Annotated in this window: 11 protein-coding genes; 8 read left to right on the top strand and 3 right to left on the bottom strand. The window is 70.3% G+C overall.

Features of this window, described 5'->3' with window-relative positions:
• The first annotated feature begins 118 nt into the window (after positions 1-118).
• Genes Q9K23_RS13025 through Q9K23_RS13005 form a run of 5 tightly spaced genes read left to right on the top strand, consistent with a single transcriptional unit; the run spans position 119 to position 11,137 of the window.
• The gene (locus Q9K23_RS13025) at positions 119-1,396 is read left to right on the top strand and encodes an NUDIX domain-containing protein (protein ID WP_305950146.1); all 1,278 of its coding nucleotides are present in this window, start codon (positions 119-121) and stop codon (positions 1,394-1,396) included.
• The gene (locus tag Q9K23_RS13020) at positions 1,389-4,151 is read left to right on the top strand and encodes a DUF6049 family protein (RefSeq protein WP_305950145.1); all 2,763 of its coding nucleotides are present in this window, start codon (positions 1,389-1,391) and stop codon (positions 4,149-4,151) included. Before Q9K23_RS13025 ends, Q9K23_RS13020 begins: the two co-directional genes overlap by 8 nt.
• A gap of 53 nt (positions 4,152-4,204) precedes the next feature.
• Positions 4,205-8,212, top strand: a complete 4,008-nt coding sequence (locus tag Q9K23_RS13015; protein ID WP_053777290.1) for a murein biosynthesis integral membrane protein MurJ — start codon at positions 4,205-4,207, stop codon at positions 8,210-8,212.
• Between the two features lie 16 nt (positions 8,213-8,228).
• Entirely contained in the window at positions 8,229-9,620 is a 1,392-nt protein-coding gene (locus Q9K23_RS13010) for an MFS transporter (protein ID WP_053777256.1), read from the top strand.
• Positions 9,617-11,137 carry an aminotransferase class V-fold PLP-dependent enzyme gene (locus tag Q9K23_RS13005; protein ID WP_305950144.1) on the top strand — a complete coding sequence of 507 codons (1,521 nt, stop codon included), beginning with the start codon at positions 9,617-9,619 and terminating at the stop codon, positions 11,135-11,137. Before Q9K23_RS13010 ends, Q9K23_RS13005 begins: the two co-directional genes overlap by 4 nt.
• Here Q9K23_RS13005 and Q9K23_RS13000 read toward each other — a convergent pair.
• Positions 11,096-12,046, bottom strand: coding sequence for a sterol desaturase family protein (locus Q9K23_RS13000; RefSeq protein WP_053777291.1), 951 nt, complete (start codon positions 12,044-12,046; stop codon positions 11,096-11,098). The genes Q9K23_RS13005 and Q9K23_RS13000 overlap by 42 nt on opposite strands.
• 112 nt (positions 12,047-12,158) lie before the next feature.
• Between Q9K23_RS13000 and Q9K23_RS12995 the strand changes: the two genes are divergently transcribed.
• Together Q9K23_RS12995 and Q9K23_RS12990 are read left to right on the top strand one after the other, a co-directional pair.
• Positions 12,159-12,854, top strand: coding sequence for a TetR/AcrR family transcriptional regulator (locus Q9K23_RS12995; RefSeq protein WP_187343548.1), 696 nt, complete (start codon positions 12,159-12,161; stop codon positions 12,852-12,854).
• Positions 12,855-12,902: 48 nt separating this feature from the next.
• Complete coding sequence (locus Q9K23_RS12990; protein WP_020791512.1) at positions 12,903-13,331, top strand: PPOX class F420-dependent oxidoreductase; 429 nt, start codon at positions 12,903-12,905, stop codon at positions 13,329-13,331.
• 109 nt (positions 13,332-13,440) lie between these two features.
• Here Q9K23_RS12990 and Q9K23_RS12985 read toward each other — a convergent pair whose 3' ends face one another.
• Both Q9K23_RS12985 and Q9K23_RS12980 read right to left on the bottom strand, forming a co-directional pair.
• Complete coding sequence (locus Q9K23_RS12985; RefSeq protein ID WP_053777258.1) at positions 13,441-14,499, bottom strand: maleylacetate reductase; 1,059 nt, start codon at positions 14,497-14,499, stop codon at positions 13,441-13,443.
• Complete coding sequence (locus Q9K23_RS12980; RefSeq protein WP_020791517.1) at positions 14,499-15,380, bottom strand: dioxygenase; 882 nt, start codon at positions 15,378-15,380, stop codon at positions 14,499-14,501. Before Q9K23_RS12980 ends, Q9K23_RS12985 begins: the two co-directional genes overlap by 1 nt.
• Before the next feature lie 201 nt (positions 15,381-15,581).
• Here Q9K23_RS12980 and Q9K23_RS12975 point away from each other — a divergent pair, with 201 nt between their 5' ends.
• Positions 15,582-16,607, top strand: a complete 1,026-nt coding sequence (locus tag Q9K23_RS12975) for a LacI family DNA-binding transcriptional regulator (RefSeq protein ID WP_020791515.1) — start codon at positions 15,582-15,584, stop codon at positions 16,605-16,607.
• Positions 16,608-16,648 lie beyond the last annotated feature (41 nt).

The raw sequence follows: 16,648 nt of genomic DNA, 5'->3' as shown, positions 1-16,648 counted from the left end.
GACCGAATCGCCCGACGGCGCGGCGGGTGCACAGCCGATGGTGGCGGGACACGCGGGGCCACCCGGCAGCAGCACCATGCGGGCAAACAGCAGGTGACCAGCCGCTAGCATCGAAGACGTGTCCACCGATTCCTCCACCGACCCCGCTGACGTCACCGGTGACGTCCGCTCCGGTGGATACGCCGCCGATCACGGCGGTGGACGCACCCCAGAACTCGCCGGCCGGGCATCCGGCGCCGACGATCCGCGCGGCACCGCAGGTCAGGGACGTCGACGTTCCCGGCGGGGCCGCCGGCGGCGCCGCAACCCCGACTCCCGCTCCGACGCCGACACCGGTCCGCGCGCCGAGGGGCCGGGAGCGGCCACCGCGCCGGCCGGCACCCCGTCCGGTGACCCCAAGCCGGGCGGCCACAAACCGTCCAATGCCAAGACCGGCAATCTCAAGGGCGGGAAGTCCGGGACGCCCAAACCCGGTGGTCACAAGCCTGGCACTCCCAAACCTTCTGCGGTCAAACCTTCTGCGGTCAAACCTTCTGCCGTCAAACCCTCTGCCGTCAAACCCGGACCCACCAAGAACGGTGCGGGAAAGAACGGATCCGGCAAGGGCGGTGTGCGGGTCACCCCGCCGAAGCCGTCCGACATGGCGGTGATGACCGCCAAGATCACGCGCACCGGCCTGTCCCAGGACACGGCCACGCCACTGGCCCCCAAGCCGCCGGCCCGCGGTCGGCGGCGCGGTGCCCGCATGACCCCCGACCGGGTGGTCCCGGAGCGGACCGAACGGTTGCGCACGGTGCGGGAGACGTCCGCGGGCGGTCTGGTGATCTCCGATCTGGAACTGCCGGTGGACGAGTTGGCGGCGGCACTGATCGGACGCGTGGATCGGCGGGGCCGGATGATGTGGTCGCTGCCGAAGGGCCACATCGAGACCGGGGAGACCGCCGAACAGACCGCGGTGCGCGAGGTAGCCGAGGAGACCGGGATCGAGGGGACCGTCGTCGCCCCGCTCGGCAAGATCGACTACTGGTTCGTCAGCGAGGGCCGGCGGATCCACAAGACCGTGCATCACTATCTGCTGCGCAGCACCGGCGGGGAGCTGTCCGACGCCGACTACGAGGTCAGCGAGGTGGCGTGGGTGCCGTTGCACGAGCTGCCCCGCCGGCTGACGTACTCTGACGAGCGGCGACTGGCCCGGATGGCCCGCGGTGTGATCGCCGACCTGGCCGCCGACCCCCAACGGCTGGCGCAGTCGGAGGCGGAGAGCAGTCGCACAGAACCCAACGCCTATGAACGAGCCGCAGCCGCACGCAATCAGCGCCGCAACGAGCCGCCACCCCCGGTGCGGCCTCGGCGGCGCCGGCGGCGTCCCCGTCGGCCGGCCAACGGCGATGGCTGACCGGCCCGCCCGCGCCGTCCTCCGCCCGATCCCCGCACCGCCCCTGGCCGCCCTGCCCCTTGCCGGACTGCGCCGCCTGGTGGTGCTGTGCGCCGTGGCGATGCTGGCGATGCTCGCGGCCGCACCGGCGGTGGCCGCGCCCACATCCGGGTCGGCCTCGGTGTCGCCGACCGCGTCGGAGGGCTCCCGGTTCGCGCGGATCGTGATCGATTCGCTCACCCCGACGATGGTGACGAGCACGTCCGGACCGACGGTGAGCATCACCGGGCATGTGCTCAACACCAGTTCCCGCACCATCCACGATCTGTCCATCCGGCTCGAGCGCGGTGATGCGGTCGCCGACGCCGACGAGCTGCGGTCGGCGCTGGCCGGTGAGCATCCGCCGGTGGCCGCGGCGAGTGCGTTCCGGCCGATCGGCTCCGACGACGGCCTCACCCCGGGCGCGCAGGTGGCCTTCGACCTGACCGTCCCGTTGTCGGGGGCCACGGGTCTGCAGATCGACCGCACCGGCGTCTACCCGCTGCAGATCAACGTCAACGGGCAGCCCGACTACGGCGGGATGGCGCAGGTCGCCGGCTCCCGCACGCTGCTGCCGGTCCTGTCGTTGCCGCCGAATCGTGCGCGTGCGGCGTCGTACGTCGACCCCAGCGAGTCGGGCACCACCACGATCTCCGGCCTCGGCCCCGACGGTTCGGTCTCCGCCGACACCTCCGACCCGTCACGGCTGACCTTGCTGTGGCCGCTGGCCGCACCCCCGCAGCTCGCCCCCGGCGTACTCGGCGGCAACACCGAGCCGGTTCGGCTGATCAGCGAAGACCTCGCCGCGTCGCTGGGCGACGGCGGCCGGCTGAAGGCGCTGCTGGATCCGTTGCGCGCGGTGACCCAACCGCCCGCAGGCACCGCCGGATCGTCGTCGAGCGCGGCGCCGAGCCCGGAGGCCGGGACCCCCGACGCCGACGGTCCATCGGAGTCGGCACCGCCGGCGGTGGCCTCCGAGATCTCGCGGTCGATGTGTCTGGCCGTCGACCCGGATCTGCTGGTCACCGTGCGCGCGATGTCGCTGGGATATGTGGTGACGTCGAATCCGGCGGATCCCACGTCACCGACGACGCCGGGCACCGGGCAGGCCGCGGCGGCCGCATGGCTCGACGAGTTGCGGTCGGTGTCGTCCCGGATGTGTGTGGTGGCGCTGCCGTTCGCCGCCGCCGACCTCACCTCGCTGCACCAGATCGACGACGTCGGGCTGACCGCCGCGGCCCTCGATTCCCCGGCCGACATCATCGACGCGATCCTGGGTGTGCGCAGTGTGCGGGGACTGACCATCCCGGCCCTCGGGGCGATCGACGCCCAGGGGGCGTCGTTGCTGCACGACGCGGACCATCACGCCGCGCTGACCTCGGCGGGCAATGTGACACCCACCCGCGGCGTGTCCGACACCGGCGGCTACCGCATCGGCGACCTGGGGGTGTCGACCTTCGACCAGCCGGTGACGGCCGCCCTGGCCGCGGTCGGCACCGCCCCCACCACCCCCGCCCTCACCCCGGCCGACCAGCAGGTCGATCTGTCCGAGGAGTCCGCGGTCAGCCGACGGCAGGCGGCGGTCGGCGCATTGGCCTTCGGCGCGATCGACGTGCCCTCGACCACCGGCTCGTCGGCGGACGGCAGCTCCGGCACCGAATCCGGCGCGGATCCGGTGACCGGCCGTTCGCAGGTGATCCTGCCGTCGCCGTACTGGTCGCCGACCGACGACGACGCCGAGGCGCTGCTGTCGACGGCCTCCGTCCTGCTCGGTGCCGATGCCGCCACCCCCCGGCCGTTCGCCGAGGTCGCGACGGCCACCGCCGACGCGCGGACGGCCGGACGGTTGACCACGCCCGCCGGCATCGGGTCGGTCGCGAGCCTGTCGGTGCCGCTGACCGAGGCGACCGCCGACACCATCCGCGCCCAGACCGACATGTCGTGGCGACTGCAGAACTCGCTGGTCGCGACGGCGGAGGTGGCCGTCTCACCGGATCGCTACATGGCGCCGCTGCGCGAGGACCTGCTGCGGTCGATCACCACGCCCGCACAGGCCGGTACGGCCACCCGGGATCGGCTGATCGGGTCGCGGGTGGTGGCGACCGACGCGGTGAGTTCGACGTTGAGCCGGGTCCGCTCGGCGGTGACGATCCTGGACCCGGGTGGGCGCTACACGCTGGCATCCGAGCGCAGTCCGCTGCTGCTGGTGGTCCGCAACGATCTCTCCCTGCCGATCCGGGTGCGGATCATCACCGACACGTCGTCGGATCTGGAGGTCGGTGACATGGGCACCATCGAGATCCCGGCGCGCGGCACCCGCCAGATCCAGATGCCGACCCGCGCCGACAGCTCCGAGGCGATCACGGTGACGATCTCGATGACCACGGTGACCGGTGTGCAGCTCGGATCGCCGATCACGTTGTCGGTGCACTCCAACGCGTACGGCAAGCCGCTGTTCATCGTCACCATCATCGCGGCGGTGGTGCTGATCGCACTCACCGCGCGGCGGCTGTGGCACCGCTTCCGCGGCGAGCCCGATCCGGCCGACGAGGACCGCCCGGAACCCGATGAGCTGGAACGATTGCTCGCGGCGACGACCTACCAGCAGCGACGACGTACGCTGCAGAACGAGGAGTTGTCCGACGAGGAGTTGCTGCCCGGGCTTCCTTCCGAGGATTCGGGTACCCCGTCGCCGGGGCATCCGGAACCGAATCCGGACAGCAGCCCGCGCACGTGACCGACACCGAGAAACCGCACAGCAACGACCAGAGCACCGACCAAGGCAGGGGTATGAGCGACCGAGGACCGCGCGACGACATCCCCCGTCGCGCCGCGCCCCGTCGCGTGCCCCCGCCGCCGCGTGTTCCGCCGAATCCGCGGGATCCGCGGGATCCGCGGGATCCGCGGGATCCGCGGGATCCGCGTGATCCGCGTGCCGGACGGTCGGGGCAGCCCCCGCGCGAGGGCCAGGCTCCCCGTTCCGGCGGGCCGCAGCGGCCGACGCCGCTGTCGGGTCCGCTCGCCGATGCGCCACCGCTGTCCGGCCGGGCCGGAACCGACGCGGCGCGCACCCGGAAACCCCAGCCGCAGGCACACCAGAACAAGCACGAGGCACCCGACGCCGGCAGTGCCCGGGCCGTGTCGTCGGTGCTGGAGCAGACCTCCGACGCCGTCGGCGACGACGATTCCCCGGCCGACGGCCTGGCCCGCGACTCCGACTCGTCGATCCTGCGGACCAGCGGCTCGATCGCGCTGGCCACCCTGACCAGCCGGATCACCGGATTCGTCCGCACCATCCTGGTGCTGGCGATGCTCGGCCCGGCGATCGCGTCGGCGTTCCAGGCCGCGTATGTGCTGCCCAGCATGATCGCCGAGGTCGTCCTCGGTGCCGTGCTCACCGCGATCGTCATCCCGGTGCTGGTGCGCGCCGAGGTGGAGGACGAGGACGGCGGACGCGGCTTCATCAACCGCATCTTCACCCTCACGCTCGTCACCCTCGGCAGCGCCACGGTGATCGCGCTGATCGCCGCACCCCTGCTGACCTACCTCAACGTCGGCGACGGTGACGTCAACCGACCACTGACCACCGCGCTCGCCTATCTGCTGCTACCGGAGATCCTGTTCTACGGGCTCTCGGCGCTGTTCATCGCGATCCTGAACATGAAGGGCCTGTTCAAACCGGGTGCGTGGGCGCCGGTGATGAACAACGTCGTGCAGATCGCGACCCTGGTGCTGTACGCGCTGATGCCCGGCGAGATCACGCTGAACCCGGTGCGGATGACCGATCCGCAGCTGCTGGTGCTCGGCATCGGCACCACCCTCGGCGTCGTGGTACAGGCCGTCGTCCTCGTGCCGTACCTGCGCAAGGCCGGTGTGAAGCTGCAGTTGCAGTGGGGACTGGACGCCCGGTTGCGGCGGTTCGGCAACATGGCCGTCGCGATCGTCCTGTACGTGACGATCCTGCAGGCCGGCCTGGTGGTCACCTACCGCATCGCCGCGCACGCCGACGCCTCCGGTATCTCGGTCTACGCCACCCACTGGCAACTGCTGCAGCTGCCGTACGGCGTGCTCGGCGTGACCATCCTGACCGCGATCATGCCGCGGCTGTCGCGCAATGCCGCCGCCGACGACACCGATTCGGTGGTCGACGACATGTCCCTGGCGACGCGGCTGACGATGGTCGCCCTGGTACCGATCGTCGCCTACATGACCTTCTTCGGACCGGCGATCGGTGTCGCCGTGTTCAACTTCGGCCGATTCGACGCCGACGTGGCCTCACAGCTCGGTTCGACCCTCGCCTGGGGTGCGTTCACCCTGATCCCGTATGCGATGACGCTGGTGCAGCTGCGGGTGTTCTATGCCCGCGAGGACGCCTGGACCCCGACGCTGATGGTGCTCGGTATCACCGCGGTGAAGGTCACCGCGTCGTATCTGGGTCCGGTGCTGTTCAGCGACCCGGAGCTGGTGGTGCGCTGGCTGGCGCTGTCGAACGGTCTGGGCTACCTGGTCGGCGCGGTCGTCGGGCACTACCTGCTCAAGGCACGGCTGAGCACGCCGGAGAAACCGGCCCGGTTGGCCGACGTCAGCTACACCACGATCGTGTCGATCGCGGTGTCGGTGTCGGTGGCCTTCGTGGTGTGGTTCATCGCCCACCTCGCCGGGCTGGATCTCGCGACGCAGCACGGCAAGATCGGCTCGATCGCCTATCTGGTGCTGACCGCGATCGTTGTACTCGGCGTGATTTATGCCGGGCTCGCCGCGGCAGGGGTCCGCGACGTGGTGGCGATCATGAACTCGGTGCGCCGTATGCTGGGCCGATTCGTGCCCTCGCTGGCCCCGAAGGACGAGCCGGAGACCCCGTCCGCGCCGACCATCACGGTTCAGTTTCCACGGATCACGACCGACGAATCGCTCCCGTACTCTGGTCAGGTACAGGTACTCCGGCGGTTCGATCGCGGGACCGCGACCTGGCAGTCGTATTCGGTGCATTCCGGCGGAGCCGCGGGCGGCACCGGTGTCACCGCCTGGTCGCCGTCGCATCGGCCGCCGGACATGCGTTATCGCCGGAGAGGAGCGCGTCACGTGAGTGACAGCGGTGTCGACACCACCCCGGATCGTCCCGAGGTCAGCGGGACCCCGATCTCCACGTCCGATGCTCCCCGGCCCGACCCGGCCGTCCCCGGTCCGGTCGGCGCCCCGCCGGCCGCCGTCGTGCCCGATCCCGATCGGGCCGAGCCGGTCGTCGCACCACGCCGCCGCGGACCGCGTCTGGTACCGGGCGCTGCCGTCGCCGGTGGCCGTTACCGGCTGCTCGAGCACCACGGTGGCACCCGTGGACTGCAGTTCTGGAAGGCCCAGGACATCAACCTCGACCGCGAGGTGGCCCTGACCTTCGTCGACGCCGAACAGTTGGCTCCGCCGGCCGGCCGCGACACCACCGCCAAGGAGACCGACGAGGGTCCCCAGGCGGTCCTCACCCGTACTCTGCGGCTGGGTCAGATCTCGTCGGCCGGCGTGGCCCGCGTCCTCGACGTGGTGCGCGGCTCGTCCGGTGGCATCGTCGTCGCCGAGTGGGTGCAGGGCTCGTCGCTGGTCGACGTCGCACGCACCCATCCGTCGCCGATCGGTGCCGCCCGCGCGGTGCGCGCCCTGGCCGCCGCGGCCGAAGCCGCCCACCGGTCGGGCGGTGCGCTGTCGATCGACCATCCGTCACGCATCCGGATCAGCACCGACGGCAACGCCGTGCTGGCCTTCCCGGGCACCCTGGCCGGTGACGACCAGTCGTCGGACGTCCGTGGTCTCGGTGCGGTGCTCTACGCGCTACTGCTGCAGCGCTGGCCGCTCGACGCCGTCACCGGCTCACGCCTGACCACCACCACCGACACCACCGACACCGTCGACGGGCTGCCGGCCGCCATCCCGGGCAAGGACGACGCACCGATCGAGCCGCGCGAGGTGGATCCGGAGATCCCGTTCGAGATCTCCGCGGTGGCCGCCCGCGCCCTCGACGGCACCCGGGGTATCCGCACCGCGGCGACGGTGCAGCACGTCCTCGACCAGGCGACCGTGGTCGACCTCAAGACCGACATGCTGCCCGCGATCGGCCGCGACGACTCCCCGGTGACGATGGCACCGCCGCCGAAGATCGGCACCACCGAACCGGAGCGCAACCGCCGGACCGGTCCGCTGCTCGCCGGTGCGGCCCTGCTGGTGATCTTCGTGATCATCGCGCTGGTGGTGTGGATGACCGGCGTCTTCGGCGGTGGCGACGACAACAGCGACATCGGCACGTTCCTGGGACCCACCACGTCGGAGTCGGCGTCGGCACAGCAACCGTCCACCGCTGCCACCACCGGGGCGGGCGGGGCGATCGTGCCGGCCGCGGTGACGCTGGTGGACTACTCGGGGCAGTCCGGTGACAATCCCGACCTGGTGGGCAACGTCCTCGGCGGGACGCCGCCGGGCTGGCGCTCCGACGTCTACCGGGCCGCGGAGTTCGCCGGGCTCAAGGACGGGCTGGGCCTGATGTTCGACCTCGGGTCCGAACAGGCCGTCAAGACGGTCACCATCACCACCACGACACCGGGTTTCGACGTCTCGGTGCGCACCGCGACGTCGGCCGACGCCACCCTGCGCCAGACCACCGAGGTGGCATCGGGCACCGTCGACCGGCCGAGCACCACCCTGACCGTCACCGATCCGAAGCCCGCCAAGGATCTGCTGATCTGGATCACCTCGTTGCCCAGCGGGTCGAGCGGCTATCAAGTGGCCATCTCCAAGGTGGGACTGACGAGCTGATCGTCGGGACCGCCCGATGACGTCACCGCGCCCGCAGGGCACGCTGCGCCGCGCCACCCTGGCCCGCTACGGCCTCGGTTCACTCGGCACCGGCGGGTTCGCCACACTGCCCGGACTCGTGCTGGTCTACTACCTCACCGACACGCTCGGGGTGGCCGCGGTGGCGGCCGGCGCCATCGTCGCGATCGCCAAGATCTGGGATGTGCTGATCGACCCGGCGATCGGTGCGCTCAGCGATCACGATGCCGCACAACGTGGTTCGCGCCGACGATTCATGACGATCGGCGCGCTGGCCCTGCCGGTCTTCTTCGCGCTGACCTTCGCGGTGCCGACCGGCCTGGCCGGCGGGCCGGCCGCGGTGTGGGTGACCATCGCATTCCTGTTGGCGGCCACCACGTTCAGCCTGTTCCAGGTGCCCTACATCGCGCTGCCCGCGGAGCTGACCGACCGCTATGACGAGCGCACCCGGCTGCTGACCGTGCGGGTGGCGGTGCTGACCGTGGGCATCCTGGCCTTCGGTGCGGGCGGGCCGGCGCTGCGGGAACTCGGCGGGTCACCGGCGGTGGGCTATCTGATCATGGCGGTGGTGTCGGGCGTGGTGATCGGTGCGGCCATGCTGGTCGCCTCCCGCACCGCCGACGACGCCCGTCCGCCCGAGACCACCACGCACCCGCAGGCCGCCGGCACAGCTGTGGTGGGCGAGGGGTACCGGACCGGACTGGCGGTGCTGCGCCGGAGCGCGCCGTTACGGACACTGCTCGGCGCGTTCGTCCTGCAGGGGCTGGCGACCGGGCTGATGCTCGCGGGCGCCCAGTACATCGCGACCTGGGTGCTCGATTCCGAGGCCGCGATCTCCGGACTGTTCGCCGCCCTCATCGCACCGGCCCTGATCTGTGCACCGTTGTGGGGCATGCTGTCCCGGCGGATCGGCAAGGAGGCCGGATTCGCTGCCGCGTCCGTGCTCTTCGCGGTGGCCACGCTCTGCCTGATCGGGCTGTGGTGGTCGCCGGGCGGGTGGGTGTACCTCCCGATCGGGGTGGCCGGTGCCGCCTATGCCGGTATGCAGTCGCTGCCGATGGCGATGCTGCCGGATGTGATCACCCACGACGAGCGCCGGCACGGCCAGTCCACCGCCGGGGTGATCGGCGGTGTGTGGACCGCCGGGGAGACCAGCGGGATGGCGCTGGGTGCGGTGGTGTTCACCGTGCTGCTCGCCCTCGGTGACTACATCTCCTCCGATGCCGATTCCGCGGTGCACCAACCCCGTTCGGCGATCGTGGCGATGGTGGGCGGTTTCAGCGTGGTGCCGGCCGCACTCACCCTGCTCAGCCTGCTGCTGATCGCACGATATCCACTGCGGCGCAGCGATATCGACGCCACACCGTCTGCGGAGAAAGAGACCCTGTGACCGAATCACCCCGCATCGACGCGATCCTCGCCCGGCTCGAGCGGTTACGCGCCGACGACGCCCCGACCCACGGCGGACGTGTGCTGTCCTATGTGTACGACCCGGGTCTGGCCGAGCTCGACGAGCTCGCCCGCCGGGCGGCCGCCGCGGTGCAGTCGCTCAACGGCCTGGATCCGACGACGTTCCCGTCGGTGGCCCGGATGGAACAGCGGCTCATCGACTTCGCCGCGGGCCTGGTACACGGCGACCGGTTGCCGTCGGGGGAGCGGGCGGTGGGTCTGGTGACCAGTGGCGGAACCGAGAGTTGCCTGCTCGCGGTCAAATCCGCACGGGATCGGTGGCGGGCGGCCCGCGCGGCCACATCCGATGCCACGACCGGGATCCCGGTGGTGGTCGCACCGGTGACCGCGCATGCCGCCTTCCACAAGGCCGCAGCCTATTTCGACGTCGAGCTCGACCTCGTCCCGGTGGACGGCCATGGTGCGGTGGATCCGCAGGAGGTGATCGGGCGCCTGTCGGAACGCACCGCACTGGTCGTGTTGTCGGCGCCGAACTATCCCTTCGCCGGACTCGATCCCGTCGCCGCCGTCGCCCCGGTGGCCGCGGCACGGGGCGTCGCGGTGCATGTGGACGCATGTATCGGCGGCTGGGTGCTGCCGTTCTGGGAGAGCGGCGCCGATGCGGTGGCGCCCTGGGATTTCCGGGTCGCCGGGGTCACCAGTCTGTCGATGGATGCGCACAAGTACGGCTACGCCCCCAAGGGCGCCTCGGTGCTGCTGTTCGCCAACCGTGACGCCAAGCGGGCGGCGGGGTTCGCCACCACGGCGTGGCCCGGCTATCCGGTGGTGAACCCGACCATGCTGGGCAGCCGCTCGGCCACGTCCCTGGCGGCGGCGTGGGCGGTCGTGGAGTACCTCGGGACCGAGGGCTTCGCCGAACTCGCCGCCCGCACCCGGGACGCCACCCTACGTCTGAGGGACCGGATCGACGGGATCGGCGGTCTGGAGGTGGTCGGTGACCCGACCGGTCCGTTGCTCGCCGTCCGCGCCGATCCGGCGGTGCCGGAACCGGATCGGGTGGATCCGCATCTGTGGGCGGATCGGGTGCGCGAGCACGGCTTCGTCCTGCAGCCACAGCCCGGCCTGCGGCAGACCGGTGGTCCCGAGCTCGAACACACCACCCATCTGACCGTCACCCCGGTCACCCACGGTGTGGTCGACGAGCTGTGCGCCGCCCTGGGGACCGCCGCCGACGCCGTGCGCGGGGCGCCGCCGATCGACCTGTCGGAGCTGCCGACGGTGATCCCCGCACTCGGCGAACCCGGCCGTCTGGGATCGGATGCGGCACAGGAGATCCTGGTGTCACTGGGGCTCGGCGGTGGCGAGGGGGCGGCAGCGTTGCCGGAGCAGCTGGCACCGGTGATGGCACTGCTCGACGTCATCCCCGGCGATCGGGCCGAGTCGCTGCTGTCGGAGCTACTCGCCCGACTCAACGAGGCCGGTACCGGCGCGGACTGACCGGCCGTCGGCGGGCGCCCATCCGGGTGGACCGAAGGCGTATCCGAGCTTGTCCCGCAACCGATCTGCGGCGCGGACGTCGCGGGCGATGGCGACGTACTCGTGGGTCTGCAGCGTCCAGATGTTGTAGGTGCCGACGGGTTTGGTCAATCCGTAGGTGGGACGGTGGGTCTCGGCCGCGAACGATCCGAACATCCGGTCCCACAGGATGAAGACACCGGCATAGTTCTTGTCGAGGTAGTCGGCGTCGCTGCCGTGGTGGACCCGATGATGCGAGGGGGTGTTGAACACGAATTCGACCGGCCGCCACATCTTTCCGATGTGTTCGGTGTGGATCCAGAACTGATAGATCAGGTTCAGGCCGTAGCAGGCGAAGACCACTGCCGGCGGGATGCCGAGGAAGGGCAGGGGTAGCCACATCACCAGGGCCGCACTGATGTTCCACTTCTGCCGGAGTGCGGTGGCGAAGTTGAAGTACTCGCTGGAGTGGTGGGCCTGGTGGGTGGCCCACACCAGCCGCACGCGGTGGGAGATGCGGTGGTTCCAGTAGTAGAGCAGGTCCACCCCGATGAACCCGATCACCCACGTGTACCAGGCGGAGGCCGGGAGCTGCCACGGGGCGAGGTAGGCGAAGATCGCGGTGTAGGCGAGCAGGCCCAGGGCCTTCCAGCCGGCGCTGGTCGCGATCGAGACCAGACCCATCGAGATCGAGGCCCGGGCATCGCGCGTCTCGTAGCCGCCCACCGGGGGATGGGCGCGCCCGTCGTCGGCCCGGACCTCGTCGGGGTCGGGCCGGTCATGGTCGTCGAGTTTCCACGCGGCGACCCACTCGATGACGAGCAGCGTGAGGAAGAACGGGATGGCGAGCAGCGTCGGCTCACGCATCGGCTCGGGTAGCAGATCCAGCATGGCCACCTCCGGGTGAGCATCTGACACTCCTGCATGTCAGATTGTTATGTGACACGATAGCTTGTCAGATATCGTGGTGTCCACGATCCCGCCGACATCTCCAGGAGCCGCGATGACCGCCGAGCCCACCACCGACGTGGCCGGCGGACGCCGATACGGCGGGGCCGACGCCGACGAACGGCGTACCCGGCGGCGCGCCCAGCTCGTCGAGGCCGGTCTGGACCTGTTCGGGGAGCATGGGTACCCCAACGTGTCGGTCAAACGCGTCTGCGACCACGCAGGCCTCACCCAGCGCTACTTCTACGAGTCCTTCGCCGACCGGACGGCCCTGTTGGTGGCGGTCTACGAGGAGTGCGTGACGACCGCGCGGGCAGAGGTGCTGACCGCCGCGGCCGGGTATCTCGACGACGGACGCCCGATCGCCGCCGACGACGTCACCCCGGCGGCCCGCGCCATCCTCGGCACCTTCCTCGACACGCTCTCCGGTGATCCGCGGCGGGCCCGCGTCATCCTCTTCGAGGTGGTCGGCGTCGACCCCACCGTCGAGTCGGTGCGGATGCGCGCCATCCACGACTGGGCCCAGCTGTTGCTGTCCCTGATCATGGGGGAGCGGGCGCCCAGTCCGGTGCAGCGCCTGGCGGCGGTCGGGCTGATCGGCGCGATCACCCAGCTCCTGGTGGACTGGTACCTGCTGTCGGTGGCCACCGAGCACGTCGACATCGGCACCACCGAGCCCGCCGACCTCGGCACCATCCTCGACGTGCTGGTGGAGATGCTCACCGCCACCTACGACCGGTTGATGCGATAGTCGCCGCGGTGATGGCGGACCCGCGGCCCGGGCGGGCATGATGGGTCCATGGCCGACGCCGACCTCACCGACACCGTCCTCGACTTCCTCACCGAAGGCACCCGCACCGGCAAACTCGCCTTTGTCGCCGCCGACGGACGCCCGCTGGTGGCGCCCGTCTGGTTCATCGTCGACGACGGTGTGCTGGTCTTCAACACCGGCTCCGAGACTGCGAAAGGCCGTGCGCTGAGCCGAGATCCGCGGATCTGCATCCTCGTCGACGACGAGCGTCCACCGTTCTCGTTCGTGCAGGTGCAGGGCACCGCGACGATCAGCGAGGATCCGGCCGATCTGCTCGACACGGCCACCCGGATCGCGGCGCGCTACATGGGCGCCGACCGGGCCGACGACTACGGCAATCGCAATGCCGTCCCCGGCGAACTGGTGGTGCGCCTGGAGCCGACCAAGGTGATCGCCGGGTTCGACATCGCCGACTGAGCCGGCCCGATCCGAACCGGCCCCATCCGAACCGGCCCCATCCGAACCGGCACCGAGTGGAAGTCGGCCCGATCCGAACCGGCGCGAACGCTGACCGGGAGGTCGGGGGTCAGCCGATCGGGCTGCCGATGAATGCCGCGGTGACCAGTGTCCGCAGGTCGGCCTCGGTGACCTGCCGCGGATTGCTGTACGGCGCGGCGAGCGCCTGCCGGATCACCTCGTCGATCCCGGATTCGGGCATTCCCAGTTCGGCCAGCGATCCGACGACGCCCAGGCTCTGTTCGAGTTCGCGGACCAGGGTGGCCGGCGAGTCCGTACCCGTGGCCCGCACGAGGGCGTCGGCGGCGGCCGGTGCGGCCGACAGGTTGAACGCCATCACATAGGGCAGGACCACCGAGTGGGTGTCGGCGTGCGGCAGGTCGAAGGTGCCGCCGAGGATGTGGCAGAGCTTGTGGTGCAGGCCCATGGTGGTGGCGCCGAGCACCGCGCCGCACAGCCACGCCGCGTACAGCGCATCCGAGCGGGCCTGCAGATCCGCCGGATCCGCGACGATCGCGGGCAGCGCGGTGAGCATGTGTGCGACACCCTCGGCCGCCATCAGCGAGATGATCGGCGACGCATCCGGGGCGTAGAGGCCCTCGACGGCATGCGCGATCGCATTGAAGCCACTGGTCACCGACACCTCCACGGGGAGCCCGGTAGAAAGCGTCGGGTCATAGATCACCGATGTCGGCAGCACCCGGCGGTCGCGGCCGGTGCGTTTGATCCCGTCCTCGGTCAGCCCCCAGACCGGGGTCATCTCCGAGCCCGCATATGTGGTGGGTACGGCGATGATCGGCAGCCCGGTGCGCAGTGCGACGGCCTTGCCGAGTCCGACGGTGGAACCACCGCCGAGGCAGACGACGCTGTCGGCGCCCACCTCCGCGATGTACGCGCAGGCCGCGTCGGCCGTACTCACCGGGACGTGCATCGCCGCATGCGGATACACCCCCAGCCCCACGGGTCCGAGCAGTTCGTCGACCTGCTCACCGAAGGCCTGTTCGCGCGGGGTGGTCAGCACCACCGCCCGGCTGACACCGAGTTCCGCGAGCTCGCCGGGCAGCTGCTCGAGAGCCTTCTCGCCGAAGCGAACTCGCATGGGCAGGGCGTCATAGCTGAAGGGCTGCATCAGTTCTCGTCGTCGCTTTCGGCGTGGATGGTGATGTCGATCTGGGCGTCGACGAACTCTCCGGTGACACCGCACGGGTTGTCGGTGCCTGCGGGGCGCGGGACGAAGGACCGGATCAGTGACTCCTTGACCGCGAACACCGCATCGGAGTCGATGTACTCGCTGCCGTCGACGAAGATGTGGGTGGTCAGCTCCCGGAATCCCGGTGCGGTGACGATGAAGTGGATGTGCGCGGGCCGGTAGGCGTGCCGGCCGGTGGCGGCGAGCAGTTCGCCCACCGGACCGTCGGTCGGGATCGGATAGTGTGCCGGGACGATCGATTCGAAGGCGAATCGACCCTGGTCGTCGGTGGTGAACAGGCCGCGGCCGTTGCCGAGGGGCTGCAGATCGGGTTGCTGGACGTCGTAGAAGCCGTCCGCGTCGGCCTGCCAGACGTCGACCAGCGCACCCGGCACCGGGGTACCGTCCTCGGCCCGGACGGTGCCGTGCACCACGCAGGTCTGTCCGACGCTCGACGGCGAGACATTTTCGCCGAGTTCACGTTTCGGCGACTCCACCATGTGGAACGGTCCGAGCACCGTGGATTCGGTGGCGTCCGGGGTCTCGATGTCGTTGAGCGTCTCGACCAGCATCGACACACCGAGGACGTCGGAGAGCAGGATGAACTCCTGGCGGACGTCGTCCCACGTGTGGCCGGTGCGGGTGAGGAAGTCGATCGCGGTCTCCCACTCCTCGAAGGTGAGGTCGACCTCGGCGACGAAGGCATGCAGGTGCCGGGTGAGGCTCTGCAGGACCTCTTTGAGTCGTGGGTTCTCGGTGCGTTCGAAGCTCTCGAGAACGGCCTCGGCCAAGGCCTCGGGTCGCATCAGGTCGGTGGTCATCGGTTCTCCTGGGCGGCTGTCGGAGTTCGGGGCCGCAGTGTGTGCCAGACCACTGCAAGCGCTCGCATTCAGAATGCCAATGCAAGCGCTTGCTGTCAACGTCGCATTGCTTCCACCTGTATGCAAACGCTCGCATTAACTCGGCCGAGGCGGTACGATGAGGACCATTCAGCGGACCGAGAGCAGGGGAGGGGCGTGTCCGTGCGATCCCGATTGGCCGACGTCGCCAAGCTCGCCGACGTCCACCCGGCGACGGCGTCACGCGCGCTCAACGAGCGCACCCGGCATCTGGTCAGTGCCGAGACGCTCGAGCGTGTGCTGGCTGCCGCCGACGAGCTGCACTATCTGCCCAATCCGATGGCGCGCAGCCTGGCCAGCTCACGCAGCAACACCATCGGCGTGGTGATCGGCGACCTCACCGTGCCGCTGTTCGCCCATCTGCTCCGCGGTATCGACGAGGTGACCACCGCGGCCGGCTACGCCACCCTGTTCGTCGACACCCACAACGATCCCGCCCGGGAGCTGGCCCAGCTGCGCACGCTCGAGGCCCGCCACGTCGACGGGCTGATCGTCACCACCTCCGTGGTCGGCGACCCCGACGGCACCGGCCGGTTCGCCAAGGTGGCACCGGTGGTGAACCTGTTGCGCGCCTGCCCGAACGGCGAGAACCCCGAGGTGATCAGCAACGACGACCGCGGCATGCGACTGATCGTCGACCATCTGGTCGGCTTGGGGCACACCAGGATCGCCCACATCGCCGGTCCCGCAACGGTCAGCACCGGGGTCGCGCGCCGACACGGCTACCGGAACGCGATGACCGATCACGGTCTACCCGAGGACGATTCGCTCGTGGTGACGATCGACCGCATCGATGCCGAGCAGGGCAGGGCCGCCGCAATCCACCTGCTCGACACCACCGACTGCACCGCGATCGTCGGATTCAGCGACCTCGTGACCTTCGGCGTGCTGAAGGAGTTGCGCTCCAGGAAGATCCACTGCCCCGAACAGATCAGCGTGGTGGGCTACAGCGACGTCCCGAGTGCCGAACTGATGTCCCCGGCGCTCACCACCGTCGCCGTCGACCACCACGCGATGGGCGCCGAGGCCGCCCGGCTCATGCTCGGCATCCTCGACGACCCGGCCGGCGCCGCCGCCCGCTCGGTCCAGTTCCCGGTGGAGCTCGTCGTCCGCGAGTCGACGGGCCCGTGCCGGGTGATGAGTAGCTGACCGGCCACATCCACCACACCGACGACGAGCGTTGCCCTCCA

This window comes from Gordonia sp. NB41Y (genome assembly GCF_030718915.1).
Taxonomy (GTDB): Bacteria; Actinomycetota; Actinomycetes; order Mycobacteriales; family Mycobacteriaceae; genus Gordonia; species Gordonia desulfuricans.
Note: the sequence above shows the minus strand (reverse complement) of the source record. Positions and strands in the feature narration are given on the sequence as shown.